This window comes from Nostoc sp. 'Peltigera membranacea cyanobiont' 232 (genome assembly GCF_002245985.1).
In the GTDB taxonomy this organism is placed as follows: domain Bacteria; phylum Cyanobacteriota; class Cyanobacteriia; order Cyanobacteriales; family Nostocaceae; genus Nostoc.
Genome location: NZ_NOLK01000031.1, coordinates 24,533 through 39,091 on the forward strand (window position 1 = coordinate 24,533; position 14,559 = coordinate 39,091).

The window sequence follows — 14,559 nt, forward strand, 5'->3', positions numbered from 1 at the left end:
CCTGATAACTTCAACATCTATTTCTAGCAATTCTGCTATTTTTGCAACTTGGATCTGTAGTCGGCATACTGATTGACCCTGACAAATTGACAGTAACGGTTTACCGATTAAACCAAGCTCCAATGGTATTGCAGAATGGAGACACACTTATATTACCTGACTTGCTACCTGGTTGGGAACTGGCGGTATCAGAACTGTGGCCACCTGAGTTTGAATAAAGTACTCTCACAAATGAAATGAAGAATCTAGCCCTTGGTAAACACCAGGGGCTTAGTTATATCTGTGTCAATTGGGATACAAGGATTCTGGATTGTGTAACCAGATATTGCCAAACTTTTTTTCTCAAGGTGATAGGAAAGCGATCGCAGTTGGGTAAGTTATATCTAGAACACCCAAGCACTTCCTACCCCAGGGAAAACACTTATGAAAACCGAACTAAAAGCAAAATTTCTCCAACACATTCTCAACAAAAAGAAAAACGAAGAAGGTTTCACATTAATCGAATTGTTGGTTGTTATTATTATCATCGGTATTTTGTCTGCGATCGCTCTACCTTCTTTCTTGAACCAAGCAAACAAAGCCAAGCAGTCAGAAGCTAAAACTTATACAGGTTCCATGAACCGCGCTCAACAAGCTTTTTACTTGGAACAAAATAAATTTGCGGCTCAAGCTGACTTTGGTACATTAGGTCTTGGTATTGCAACACAAACCTCAAACTACATCTACACAATTCTGGGTGGTGGTACGACTAACTCTAGTCAAGTCAGTAACCAAGCGGGAACAGTAATTGCGGCTGCACCTCTCAAAACTTACATGGGTAACGTGGGTGTAACAACGCAAGCTGCTACCAGTGAAGCTACCACCATAGCTCTTTTATGTGAAGCTACACAAGCTAGAGTTAACGGTGGTGTAGTTCCAGATGCCACCATCGGCAATAGTTTCGTCACCGCTACTAATTCACCGACTTGCGCCACCGGCTTTACCAGCTTATCTAAGTAGATATGTGAGTTAATAGGCGAAATATTACTCATCTACACCACTAAGATAAAAAGTAATTTGTCACAGCGGCTTTTATTAAGCTAAATTACGTACTTTCCCAAGTGGGTAGATTCTTCTATCCACTTTATTTCAGTTTTGTGATTTATTCGCAATTAGATTGATCATACCTTTTTCTGTGATAAGCACAATGATTACCGATATATATAATTGGCAAGACCAGGCTAAAGAATACTTCATTAAAGAAAACTATGTACAAGCCGCAAACTTATACGAGCAAGCAATAACGATAGAACCAAATACTATCTCCTATTATTGGGATTTAGGATTGCTATTACTATTGCAAGGGCAAGAAGCAGAAGCTCAAATGACTTGGATGCTGCCAATGACAGAGGCAGATGAAGAACAGTTAGAAATGTGGACAAATGAATTATTTAAAGTTTTACAAATAGAAGCCCAAAGACGTGAAGCTCTGGCAGAATATTCTCTAGTTTGGTTAATTCGCCAGCATATACGAGAAATTAATCCTACTCATATTAATAATTTACTTCAAATCTTTCTACTTTCTATTAGGTTGCAAAAATTTGAACAAATTAATGATTTTAAAGAGTGGGGACTAATTGAACTCTTAAATACAAAAGAAAAGATAGAAATTAATACCGAATTGTTAATGGAGGTTTTAAAAGAGTTTTTAAATATTGCTCATTTACATCCAATTAACCTAAATTTAATAGAAGCTAGTCTTCCTTATTTCTCTGATCCTCATCAATGCTTCTGTATACTGCTTCCTGCTGCTATGCAAATTGGTCATACTTTGCGGCAGCCTTTACTAGCAGCATCTCTGCTAGAATTGTATTTACAATTGGAGCCAGATAATGTAGAAAATTTGCGGCATCTAGCGACTTTTTATCAAGATGCTCGTAATTATTCTCAAGGCATAGAGACAGCTAGGTTATGTTATTCCTTATCAGAAAGTTTAGCTGATAAAATTTTTGCGCTCCATCTGATGTTAAGAGGTCTAATGTCAGCAGGGGGATATTGGCAAGAGATATGTACAACTTGCGAAGAATTAGAAACTGTATATAAACAGTTTATTAAAGCTCAACGAATTCCTTTAGAAGAAGGAAGAATATTACGGTTGCTGACACCATCTTTTGCAATACCTCATATTAAAGATGCCCCTGCTGATTTTAGAGCTATTCATAATAAAGTAGCTGAGATTTTTCAGAATTATATTCAACCTTTTTCCCAATCACAAGGGAAAAACTATGTTCGTAAAATTATTAATAATCAATCTTTAACCCACCATCCTAAAAAATTAAAAATTGGTTATATATCTTACGCTCTAAGAAATCATTCTGTTGGTTGGCTAGCTCGCTGGTTATTTCAGCATCACGATCGAGACAAATTTGATATTCATACTTATTTTGTTAACTACACATTAGTAAATGACTATCTTCAAGAATGGTATTTAACTCAGGCAGGAAAAGCTCGTCAATTAGGGATAAATGGTCTAGAAATTGCTGACCAGATATATCAAGATGAAATTGATATTTTAATTGACCTTGATAGCATCACTCTAGATATTACAAGTGAAGTGATGGCACTCAAGCCAGCCCCAATTCAAGTTACTTGGCTGGGGTGGGATGCATCAGGCATACCTGCAATTGATTACTTTATCGCAGATCCTTATGTACTGCCAGATGATGCCCAAAATTACTATACAGAAAAAATCTGGCGATTACCCCAAACTTACATAGCAGTAGATGGTTTTGAAATTGGTGTACCAACACTCCGCCGTGATGACTTGGATATCCCTATGGATGCCGTTGTATATCTCAGCGCCCAAAGAGGATATAAACGCCATCCAGAAACGACAAGGTGGCAAATGCAAATTATCAAACAAGTACCTAACAGTTACTTTTTGATTAAGGGACTTGCTGAAGAGGAAACAATAAAACGCTTCTTTTACCAAATTGCCGAAGAAGAAGGTGTAGATTGTTCTCGGTTACGATTTTTACCACAAGTTCATTCAGAGTCAGTTCATCGTGCTAATTTAGGCATTGCTGATATTGTATTAGATACATTTCCCTACAACGGAGCAACAACAACCTTAGAAACATTGTGGATGGGTATCCCCTTGGTGACGCGAGTCGGCGAACAGTTTGCAGCGCGTAACAGCTACACTATGATGATGAATGCAGGAATTACAGAAGGCATCGCCTGGACTGATGAAGAGTATATAGAGTGGGGTATCCGCTTGGGGAAAGACGAGACTTTACGCCAGCAGGTGGTTTTGAAGCTAAAAGCATCGCGGCAAACAGCCCCGTTGTGGAATGGTAAGCAGTTTACCCGTGAGATGGAGAAGGCTTACGAGCAGATGTGGCAGAACTATAGCGGTTCTCAATTATATGGAATACAGACCTAACCCCCAGCCCCTTCCCTTCTAGGGGCTACAGTGTACACACAAGTCATCGAATTACCCAAAACAAAAGAAAAACCTCACCCTGTCCTATCTTTAATCCCTCTCCTTAATAAGGCTACGGTGTACACACAAGTCTTAAAATTCAACCTAACGCTTGGTTTCGTCATCTACCAATAGGATTGTGCGATCGCTCACCTGAGCTTGTCATTGCGTTCGCGAACAGCGTCTCGTAGAGAGGAGGNAATGACGAACGCAAGTGCGTGTCGCAGACAAGCAATCGCATAAACTACGAGATTATGCGATTACTTCGTTCCGCTATCGCTGCACTCGTAATGACAATTTTATTGGGTCTAAAAAGCTTGAAACCCTTGCAGATAGTACTTGTGTGTACACCGTAGCCTTCTAGGGGAGGGGAGTAAGATTCAAAGCCTCTTTCCTTTTAAAATAGAGGTTTGGAGAGAGGTTAGAGCGTATTGCATCCAAATGAGAAGCAATATGTAATTTACCACTACACAAGCAAAGTCCACCTCCGTGGACTAACGAAAAAGCAAGGTTTTTAACCCGCGTAGGCGAATTTTGCCCTATAGCGAGATCACAGTTTCAGCAGATTGTCCGGGCGCATGACGAGAGCGAAGATGCAAGGTGATTTCCGTATCGAGTCGCTTTAGGAAAATGAGGAGTTTGCCTTCGCTGAACCGTTGAAACTCTCCTTTCATCAAAAGAGATACTTCTGGTTGAGGAATGCCAAGAAGTTCGCTAATTTCGCGCTGTTTCAAGTTGCGTTGAGAGAGGAGGCGGAGTACCTCAATCCCTATCTTGCCTCGCGTAAAAAGTTCTGAAGCATTCGACAAACCTAGATCAGCGAATACGTTGCCACTGCTTTCTTCAAAAACTGGTTCCTGTATCATTGTTGTTTTTCCGTTGCCACTGCGTCCTTATAGCGTTGTTTAATTAGGTCAACATCAGCCTGTGGGGTTTTAATTCCCTGCTTTGATTTCTTCTGAAAAGCGTGCAGGACATAGATTTTCTCTCCAATCTTTACTGCATAGACTGCCCTGTAAGTATCAGTATCGTAGCGTTTGAGAATTTCATATACGCCACCTCCAACCCCTTTAAAAGGCTTGGCATCCATTGGTGTTTCTCCTGCTTGCACCAATTGCAGCGCATAGCCTACTGATGCACGCACTTCTTCAGGAAATGAACGGATATTTTTGAGAGAGTCTCCCATCCAAACCAGAGGTCTTAAAGGAATTTCTATAATATCCTCGTCATCATCCATTTTATATGAAATTTACTATAAAACAAGTCAGACAATAGCATGAAATGTCCCTCACGCCACTTCCGAGGTAAGTTGGGAGGGGCAAGATTGGGTAAATTAGAATATTTAAGCGCTAAAGTGCTTACTACAAACTTAAGCTATCCACATCGCAGGATGGAAGAGGTTCTGCTTTCGCCTGTGCGATCGCAGATTGATTATCTGTTGCTAAAGCAATTCGAGTATTAATTCTAGGTAAAAGAGTTTTCCATTTTGCATCACTTATCTTACCTAGCAGAGAAATTTCTGGCCCCTCAGTTATATCTACATCTTCTTCCATGAGCAAATTCATGGTCAAAGACGATAAAAGCATATCGGCTTCTTCCTCAGAAATATTTTGAGTATCTATCAGAAGAGTTATGTTATTTTTATCTGGGTGAGTAGTGAGAGTACAAATCACACTTGCTAAATCTTGATAGAGTAGCTCTTCTGGCTGTAACCAGTCTGGGAAAATAATTAGGTTAATATCTCCTAAGCGGAAATTTTGACTCAGAGTATCTGCAAGATATTTACTAAATAGTTCTTGGAAAAGTCCGCCTATTTTAGCTGAATAAGAGCGGCTATCTAAAAAACTAGGATTACCTTGCATTTTTTCTTTGATTTGGGCGCTCTTTTGTTGGCGTAATTCAGGATCAGTTCCGAGTGTAACTGCTAACTGTATATAAGACTCTTCACTATCGGCCACTAAGTCAGGGACATCCAATGCTTGAATCATTGCGGCTCCCATTGCAGATCGAAAGCTATTTCCCCGTCTAGCAATAACTGGCAGATTAACCTGTAATGGTTCTACTAGAGAAGTTGTTCCCGCAAATGGATAAGAATCTAAATACACATCGGCAATACTGAAATATGCTTTAACCTCTTGTCGATTTGGTACTGGCTGAGGATCTAAGACTATCAATTGGTCTGCTGGTATTCCATGCTTAGAAAATACTTTATTCAAGTGATTTACAAAAGCTTTTTTAGGATAAGCATTTGACCAATTTGGGCCAAATGGCAAAAGTACTAAAACAGATTTGGGAACTGCAAAAATTATTTTTGCCCATGTATCAATAAGTTCTGGGATACTTTTGAAGTAGTTAGCACCAGAGATAAAAATAACTGTTTCTTCAGATATACCCAAACTTTCCCGATCAACTTTTACTTTTATCTTTTCTTGTTCATTGCCATAACTAAAGCAATGAGCAGTTCCTTCAAGTTTTACCAATTTTTCTTGATATTGCTCTTGTGCTATTGGTGATGGATCGGTTAGTGTACCAGAGATGTAATAATCAATATGCCGCATTCCGGTAGTAACAACCGATCCGCCACTTGTGACTTGTATTCTAGCCAACCGATGCATTGACAATAGGCAAATTTGATTCATCACCGCCGTCACATTAGTAGCGATGAATAATATATCGAGATCATCAGCCCGAATAATATTTACCTGTTCTGCTAAATTTTGTGGTAGTAGCTTAAAGGAGTTTGCACAGCTTTGGCAATATTGCTCTAGTTGATGACCAGTTTGATTAAGACAGTACAAAATTACTTCAAAATCTCTACTGATATACTCATAAATAGGAAGGTAAGCAAATGTTTCAGAACCAGGTGAAAAATATGCAGCCAGGACACCCAACCGTATTTTTTTTCTGCTTGTAGGTCTATCAGTAAACTCGTAATCTACCTCATAACCCTTAAGCTTCAGTAAAAACTCTATAATCTCTCCCCGTTTAGTATAGATATCTTTAAGATTATGCTCATTAAAATATAGAGGAATAAAATTAGCAATGGGAGCAAAATTATTAATTATTTCATCCCACAAAGGAGAATCAGTATTTTTTAGGATTGATGTGTGTAAGTAATTAATCCATCCCTGGATATAGTAATAGTGATTATCTGCGTCACCTGGTTCTTGAAAGTTGACTGGGGATGAAAATAGGAATTGCAAATAGTCTTTAAGTAACCAACGAGGTATGCCAGAGAGGTCATGCTGTAATGGTAACTGGTCAGCACGCCGATACAGCATAGCTGCTAGTAAATACTGAATTGCTTTTGGCTGCTCAAAACCTTGAGATATATTTTTAACTATATGATTAGCAAAAATTTCTTCTTCATCAGTTAGGCTTTCATATTTGATGCTACTATTCAGTAACATCTGATGTGTTTTACCTAGCAGACTCACGTACCTATCTTTTATTTGTTCATCAGAAATATTTAGCCATTCTTCTGCTATTTGTTTTCGCAACTGACACAATTCAGTACTCTGTTCACTCAAAGCTGCGTATCTATAAAGAGCTTGTTGCCTCGTTGCTTGAGGATACCGTGTATCATTGTAAATTGTCTGAAAAAGTTTCTGATAATCTAATAATATCGCATTTTTTAAAGCAACATTTCGACGAGTTTGTTGTTGTGAATGTATCCTAAAGTGAGATAGAACTTTATTAACAAAACCAACTTTGTATTGACTCATAATTCTGAGCCACATCTCCAAATCTACAAGTTGACAAAATTCAGAATTAAATAATCCTACTTTTTCAAATACATCTTTTCTAATAAGGACTGTACTTGGCTCTCCAATTTTATTAATTGGATTGTCAAGTATATTTGGATCTAGCAAAAGTTGCTGTCCTGATTGAATCAGTTTTAATGTTGACCAAGCTTTGTGTACATCCTTAGCTTCGTGATGCATTAAAAAGTTTGAATTATCGCTAGTATTGCTGAAAATTGTTCTAGGTGAAAAAACCAAACCTATCTCTTCATCCTGTTCAGCCAAATTGACCATTTCTTCGATAGCAGTTGGTTCTAATAAATCATCTTGAAATAAAAACTTTATGTATTTACCTTTAGCTTGAGAAATACAAAAATTCCAATTAGGAGCTAGTCCATATTGGCTATGTTCAATTATTGAAAAAGTAAAGGATGATTCTTGGTTAAATGATTTAGCAATCTCAACTGTTGTGTCACTAGAATTATCATCAGATAAGATAATCTCTATATTTGGGTAGGTCTGACATAACACACTATTGATAGCATCGGCAATAAATTTTTCACCATTGTAAGTAGGAATACAGATACTAACTAGATGTGTTGATTTTATTTGTGCATCTTTAGATTTTATTTGAATATTTTCTTGATATTGACTAACTATAAATACATCTTTAACCTGTAAAATCTTATTGTTTTTAGGTGATATATCCAATTCTAAATTAGCTAAAAATATACTAATCATATCATTGATAAAACGACGAACAGATTTTTGACCATACTTAATCTGGATTTCTTGTTGATCTCGTACTTCGTGCAATGTATTTCGTGCATATTCTACTTCTTGTAATCCATAAGCAATTCCCTTTAGTTCACATTCTCCAGATTCTTCTAAAATCACTGAAGTAGATAAACTTTTAAACCATTCCTCTTTTGTAGTTCCTGTAATTGGTACTATGATAGGGATACACCCACATAAAGCTGCCATCACACAAATATATGAATATGGATCGTAAGAAATAAGATATTCTTTTCTGTTAAATATTTCAATGAGTATTTCTTGAGATAAGTTATCATCCAAGAATAGAGAATCAGATTGATGAATATATTTTAATGGCTTGTGAAATTTATGGCCCTTTCTTATAATATGACAATAGCCATCTCTTGATTTCCCATGATTTTTTAATGCTGGACTTGTATATAAAGGAGAAAGAATATTATAATTTTTTACATCTTTTTGAGGATTATATGTACAATAATGATAAATAAAATCATCTGTTCCCCAAGTAGTATATACATCAGAAGGACAATGAATACCAAGTTCGCAAAGAATCCATCTAACTACATACTTTGCCTTTAAAGGATTGCCAAATATAATTTCTGGATATACAACAACTGTATTTTCATTGACATCGGCTTCTGTTGCATACTTCTCAAATATACTATTAGGTAACTTTAGCCCATTCATATCAAATATTTTACATGAGAATCCAGCTTCATCAATAATTCTAGCAAGATTATAAAGAGCAATAATTCCACCAATATGAGCTTGAAATGATGGAGAAAATATCACAAATTTTAATTGATATTTTTTAGTATTCTGATTCATGAGCTTAGTTTTTATAGAGTTATTTTCGGAAAAGTATTTTTAGCTTCCATAATGGCAATCCTAATAATCTGAGCTATTATACGAATCTGCTCTTTATTGCTTGAACTTCCTGTAGGCAATAGTAAAACTTTATCAGATAATATTTCCGTTTCAGGTAGTAGCAATCTTGCATAAGGAAAATATGAATTATAAGGTTCCATCCGATGACAACCTGGATAAAAATAGCGCCGAGCTATGACATTCTCAGCATGAAGTATTTCAAGTAATTTATCTCTACTTATTTGAGTTTCAGATTCTTCAATCTCTAAAACAATATATTGATAGTTACATTTTTTATTTTCGTTATAATTCAATAAATCAATACCTGGAATATCAGCAATTTCTTGTTGATACCATTTGTAATTACGATAGTTAATTTCAATAAAGTTATCAATACTTTCTAGGGAAGTTAATCCCATTGCTGCTGATACTTCAGTCATCTTGCCATTTGTACCAATATAGATAACTTTATCCATACCAGCAAAACCAAAGTTTGTCATCAAGCGAATTTTTTCCGCTAGTTCATCACTGTTTGTAACAATTGCTCCACCTTCAAATGTATTCAAAAACTTAGTAGCATGGAAGCTAAAAACTTCGGCATCTCCAAAGCTACCAATCATACGTCCTTGATGTGAACAGCCGAAAGCATGAGCCGCATCAAACATTAATTTTAAATTATAAGTATGAGCAATTTCACTTAAAGCTTCAACATTGCAAGGACGACCCCACAAATGAACACCCAGAATACCAGTAGTACGGGGGGTGATGCTTTGAACTATTTTGTTTGGATCTATATTATGGGTTTGAGGATCAATATCACAAAAAACAGGTGTAATTTCTTGCCATTGTAGAGCGTGTGCGGTTGCAATGAAGGTAAAAGAAGGAACAATAACTTCACCTTTTAACCCGGCAGCGCGGATGGCTATTTCTAATGCCACTGTTGCATTACAAGTAGCAATGCAATGCTTTACTCCGACAAACTCGGCAATGCGTTGTTCAAATTCTTGTACATAGATACCATTATTAGTTAGCCATTTTCTATCTAAGATGTCATTGATACGATCCAATAAGTGTTCGCGGTTTCCAATATTAGGACAACCAACATATAACTTTTCAGAAAATGCTGGTGTACCACGAACAATAGCTAAATCATTGAAATGTTGTTTGATGTTGTTCATTTGCTCTTATTCAGTTAATTTTGGTGCTATTACAGTGTACTGATCTGACATTAACTTACTCTATAAAGTTTAAATTTTACTCGGTTTTAATAAGTAAATAATCAATAGTTGAAATTGCTATGTGTCAAAAATTGCTACGATAAAAATTCTAGCAACCCTCCTAGTTATTAGAATACCCATAACTTCCTAAAAACTATCATTTTAAAAGTAGTTTACTTGTTACCTGACGCATTCATACTATTTATTATGCTGTCAAATTAGTCAAAGCTAGATTTGGTAATATTTATAATTGTTAGAAATAAAATTTTATATTTTTATCGTTTTGAATATCTTGATTGTAATTCTTTCTCAGAATCGCCATCACAAAAATGTTGTGATAGCTGCCATTTTTATAAACTGCCTCTTCCAACTTTCCTTCTAGTAAAAAACCAACTTTTTCATACATTCTAATAGCTCTAGTGTTTTGTTCAAGAACATAAAGATAAATACGATTAAGATTCAAATCAATAAAAGCGTGCTTAATAATTTCTCGGCACACCGCTTCTCCAATACCTCTAGACCAGTAATTTTTATTACTGATAACAATTGAAAATTCAGCAGAACGATTAATCGATTGAATATTTGTTAGGTAAACATTGCCAATTAGATGATTATTATCTAATTCAATAATAGAGAGCCTAACATTTTTATCTCTATTGTTAAGATAATTTTGATACCACTTATCATCTATTTCTTCAGAAATATAAAGAAAATTACAACCAAGGAAATTGATAATCTCATGGTCATTCCTCCATGCATTAATTATTGTTAGATCATTTTTTGAAATCTCTCTCAATGCGAACATTATTATATCCTTAATAGTTCTTTTACTGATTTAATCACATAATCTAGTTCGTCAATCTCATATCTATGATCTATTGGAAGTGCAATTAATTTTTGTGTTATATTTTTTTCAAAATCAAATCCTTGTAGCTCTCTCTGTATTGTATCTTTCCATAATATTGGAATAAAAATATTCTGCTCATATAATAGGCTTTTATCTATTTGATTGTTTACTAAAAGGGGATAATGGTAAGGAATAGTATTAATTGCTAAAGGCAAATTAAATTGATTGACCGCTTCAAAGTTAGAATGATAGTAATTGAAGTTACATCGGCGCTTTTTAGCAATATTTAAGTAATCAATATTAGCAAGTAAGCATTCAGAAAATATTGATATCATTTTAATTTCATCATCCAACCCTTTTTCATATTCTATAAATTCTTGATATGCTTGTTTTTGCTTACCTAATAAACGGTTAAATAAATGATCGCAACTCAAATCAGTATTCCTTGCATAGTCAAAAGGAATATCATAAGGAGTATAAAGATATGCTCCGTCTGGCACACCAAAAAATTTTCTTGCAGAATTAAAAGACCAAGTTTTACTATTTTCTCGCTCAAAAAATGCTTGAGTATTATCTATGATAATTTGATCGTTGTACTGATTAATTAAGGCTTTAATAAATTTGCCCTTCAATCCAAAATAATTAATATAAATTAAGTATTCATCTTTTTTTAATTTAAAATCTTCAGTAGGTTCTAAATTTATGTTAATTGAGTAAAAACTATAGGGAATTTGGTTGGTTTTAATTGGCTCCAACAATGCATTGCAGGTGTAAAAAGGTATCCATATTCTCTGGGCATGAATGTGTTTGAGGATAAGATTTAGGCAAGCTCTTCCATTACTAAGAGCAATTGCATTAGAATGATAAGTGTAATCTTTATTTTGAATTTCCAACTCAAAAAAACCACCAATCGGTTTTAGTATAGACTTCATATCAATCTTTAAAACCTCATATAATTTTATACTTACCTAAATAATTATCAGTCTTTCAGTCTTATTGTTGCTCTTCAATAAAATATCTATCTAGTCACTTCTCTTTCCTCTCTCTAATCAAAAAAGTATAATTTTTACATTAAATCATATTCATTCAATATTTTCTGAACTTTTTCTTTATCATTGAACATTAAAACATCAATGATTGAAAGCCAAGGAACAAACTCATTGTTAAACTGACTATATTCGACAAGTCTTGGCTGCAAGAATGACAACTTTATATCATTATTTTTAAATACTTCTTTTGAATATAATTTATCTCCTCCAACTGAATTTATATAATGGTCAGCCCCTAAACACTTGTTTATATTGATAACCCGTTGTTCTCCTTTCAATGTATTATCTTTAGTCAGTTCTGAAGAAAAATAAATTTTTGTACCTATATCTAAATGATCACAAATGAGCTTTAGGCTATGTGTTATCATTTGTGAAATATTCATTTCATCTACGGATAAAATACAATCTAATAATTTTTTAGTTTTGGAGTAATAAGGCGCTTTTCTATAAGACAACTCCACTAGGTTTAATAAAATTTTTCTCTCTTTATGAATATTTTCTGTGAAAAACCTTTGATTAATATTCAAAAAAGTGGAATCATTTTTTATGCTGAATGTAAAGAGGTGAGCTTTTCTGTTTAATAGAATTCGGTTTCTATTTATCCAGCCTCCTTTTATGTACTGTACATCATCATAGATTACAAATTTGTCTGCCATATTTATAAGCTGAAAATACCCTATATAGGGAAATAAGTACGGCTGCATTATACTAATCTTCATAAATAAAATAGCCCTTCATTTAAACCAGTGAGTCAGAAAAAATATACTCAACTAATTGATCGTCAACAATATTCTCAAATAATGCCCATCCTTGTTTTTCAAGCTCTTTCCCTACTAATACAGATGAAGAAAGATAAGTTTCATCATTAGCATACTCACTTTGAGAGTGGGAAGACATATCATGCTACCTCTAAAGTTTGACTAATGCGCCGCATTTTTATTGAGCAGAAATGCTCTTTCCTTCTTGCTTTTTAATCTGCTCCAATACAATTTTGTAATCTTGCCGATCGGGGTGCAACTTCACTAGCTTCTCTAAAGGTTCTATCGCGCCCTTAGCATCCTTCAATTGCAACCGCACCACAGACAACTTCTCTAAAGCAAGTTGATTTTCTGGTTCTCGTTGTAAAACCATCTCATAGCCCCGCGCTTGTTGCTGTAATACTGACTCAGCAGAAGCAGACGCATTTACTGGCTTAGGTTGACTAGCCTGTTGGATTGCTGGAATGACTGCAAATACCGTAGATCCAAAAAACGAGAATATCGACACTATCGTTAAAATCTTTTGTCGCCGCTCAATCTGCTTTTTGCGGGCGATTAGGTATTGTTCGTCTGAACCAGCCATGTATCAATTATTGCTGCGTTAAATAGTTAGGTGTCAGCAACCCTCCTCGTTCTGAGGATACCCATCTGCTCAACAGAAACTAACATCTTGGCTAAAAATTTTTTACACAAACTTTAAAAGCTGACTCTGAAGACGGAGGAACTTTATGGTAAGCCCATGCTATGACCATAATTTAGCTATACGATCGCTCCTATCCTTCAAAGCAAAACCCTCGAAGCCTTATTCACTGGGCATAAAATTAAAATTATATAAAGATTTGCGATTATTCTGCCTAATGCCAGATGTTTGCAGTACTATAAATGACGTTAAAAAAATCATAAATAGTGGAAATTTCTACTCAATTGCAAATTTCGCTCTCAGTCAAAAACTTTCAAACTAGCCCGTGTCATCTGGTTTTTTCAACAAGCAAACATATTTTTCACGATCCAAACAATATAGAATTTTCCCAGTTATCCTCAGTCACACTACATAGTGCAACTTCCCTGACGGCTAATTATTTTGCTCGGTGTCCACAATAGATATCTTACAAAAGGTAGTGTTGCACTCTAGTGGTTATGGGTTAGAAGAAAGAAGACGGGGAAAAATTAAAGGGAAATAGAAACATCTTTTATCTCTTAACCCTTCCCTCTGAACCTTTACCCAATTTCTGCAAAAAGTTTAAGGACTGCTTGGTGGAATTAGAGTTTTGTGGTGGTAATTACCGTACAAAACCGAATTTGCCAGTAATTTAGTAGAGTTTGTTATGGTATAGTTAGAAAGTTAAGACTAGCTTTACCAAAATTACACCACTCTACGACCCGGCAACAATTGCAGAATGGGAAGCAGTTTTAATTAAGTATTTACCAACAAAATCTGAATTCAATCGAGGTTATGACTCAGCAAGTGATTCACCCAATGGTGAAATTGCAGCGCAACGTGCAATCACTCATAGAATCGAATATTATCAAGCCAAGCGATAGCATCTGGAAAATCGCTTTGCTCTACGGTAATGAATGGCAACACTGGAAACAGGAACTGCTTGACTTTGGTTTTAGTATGCAAGACCCAGTTAGTGAATTGCTAGCTGTAGAAACTTGGGATGAAGAATAGAGATTAGGGACTGGTGGCTGGGGACTGGGGAAGGAAATAATTCTTTTAACTGCTAACACTCAGTGCCCATTCCCTAATACCCAGTCGCCAATACCCAGTCCCCAATACCCAGTCCCCAGTCCCCAGTCCCCAGTCCCTAATACCCAGTCCCCAGTCCCCAATACCC

At 35.6% G+C, this 14,559-nt stretch carries 12 protein-coding genes and 1 pseudogene; 4 read left to right on the forward strand and 9 right to left on the reverse strand.

Annotation, left to right across the window (positions count from 1 at the left end):
* Positions 1–29: 29 nt before the first annotated feature.
* The 3 genes and pseudogenes from CDG79_RS13240 to CDG79_RS13250 all read left to right on the forward strand — a co-directional run.
* Positions 30–218 (forward strand): annotated as a pseudogene (locus CDG79_RS13240) (Uma2 family endonuclease); the annotation flags it as partial.
* 205 nt (positions 219–423) lie between these two features.
* A complete protein-coding gene (locus CDG79_RS13245) occupies positions 424–999 on the forward strand; it encodes a type IV pilin-like G/H family protein (RefSeq protein ID WP_094342530.1) in 576 nt (191 codons plus the stop codon).
* Between the two features lie 187 nt (positions 1,000–1,186).
* Positions 1,187–3,424, forward strand: coding sequence for an O-linked N-acetylglucosamine transferase, SPINDLY family protein (locus tag CDG79_RS13250; protein WP_094342531.1), 2,238 nt, complete (start codon positions 1,187–1,189; stop codon positions 3,422–3,424).
* Between the two features lie 578 nt (positions 3,425–4,002).
* Here the strand turns inward: CDG79_RS13250 and CDG79_RS13255 are convergent.
* From CDG79_RS13255 to CDG79_RS13290, 9 genes are all read right to left on the reverse strand, one after another.
* Positions 4,003–4,329 carry a helix-turn-helix domain-containing protein gene (locus CDG79_RS13255; protein ID WP_094342532.1) on the reverse strand — a complete coding sequence of 109 codons (327 nt, stop codon included), beginning with the start codon at positions 4,327–4,329 and terminating at the stop codon, positions 4,003–4,005.
* On the reverse strand, positions 4,326–4,700 hold the full coding sequence (locus CDG79_RS13260; protein ID WP_094342533.1) for a type II toxin-antitoxin system RelE/ParE family toxin: 375 nt from the start codon (positions 4,698–4,700) through the stop codon (positions 4,326–4,328). The genes CDG79_RS13255 and CDG79_RS13260 overlap by 4 nt, the downstream gene beginning before the upstream one ends.
* 124 nt (positions 4,701–4,824) lie before the next feature.
* The gene (locus tag CDG79_RS13265; protein WP_223278126.1) at positions 4,825–8,811 is read right to left on the reverse strand and encodes a glycosyltransferase; all 3,987 of its coding nucleotides are present in this window, start codon (positions 8,809–8,811) and stop codon (positions 4,825–4,827) included.
* Between the two features lie 11 nt (positions 8,812–8,822).
* Positions 8,823–10,028 (reverse strand): aminotransferase class I/II-fold pyridoxal phosphate-dependent enzyme, encoded by a 1,206-nt coding sequence (locus CDG79_RS13270; RefSeq protein ID WP_094342534.1) that lies wholly within the window; start codon positions 10,026–10,028, stop codon positions 8,823–8,825.
* A 292-nt stretch (positions 10,029–10,320) separates the two neighbouring features.
* Positions 10,321–10,872 (reverse strand): GNAT family N-acetyltransferase, encoded by a 552-nt coding sequence (locus CDG79_RS13275; RefSeq protein ID WP_094342535.1) that lies wholly within the window; start codon positions 10,870–10,872, stop codon positions 10,321–10,323.
* 2 nt (positions 10,873–10,874) lie between these two features.
* Complete coding sequence (locus tag CDG79_RS13280) at positions 10,875–11,846, reverse strand: hypothetical protein (protein WP_094342536.1); 972 nt, start codon at positions 11,844–11,846, stop codon at positions 10,875–10,877.
* A gap of 134 nt (positions 11,847–11,980) precedes the next feature.
* Positions 11,981–12,682, reverse strand: a complete 702-nt coding sequence (locus tag CDG79_RS13285) for a WbqC family protein (protein ID WP_094342537.1) — start codon at positions 12,680–12,682, stop codon at positions 11,981–11,983.
* Between the two features lie 19 nt (positions 12,683–12,701).
* The gene (locus CDG79_RS42335; protein ID WP_189524983.1) at positions 12,702–12,860 is read right to left on the reverse strand and encodes a hypothetical protein; all 159 of its coding nucleotides are present in this window, start codon (positions 12,858–12,860) and stop codon (positions 12,702–12,704) included.
* A gap of 39 nt (positions 12,861–12,899) precedes the next feature.
* Entirely contained in the window at positions 12,900–13,304 is a 405-nt protein-coding gene (locus CDG79_RS13290; protein ID WP_094342538.1) for a hypothetical protein, read from the reverse strand.
* An 870-nt stretch (positions 13,305–14,174) separates the two neighbouring features.
* Between CDG79_RS13290 and CDG79_RS13295 the strand changes: the two genes are divergently transcribed.
* Positions 14,175–14,393, forward strand: a complete 219-nt coding sequence (locus tag CDG79_RS13295; protein ID WP_012407469.1) for a DUF4327 family protein — start codon at positions 14,175–14,177, stop codon at positions 14,391–14,393.
* Positions 14,394–14,559 lie beyond the last annotated feature (166 nt).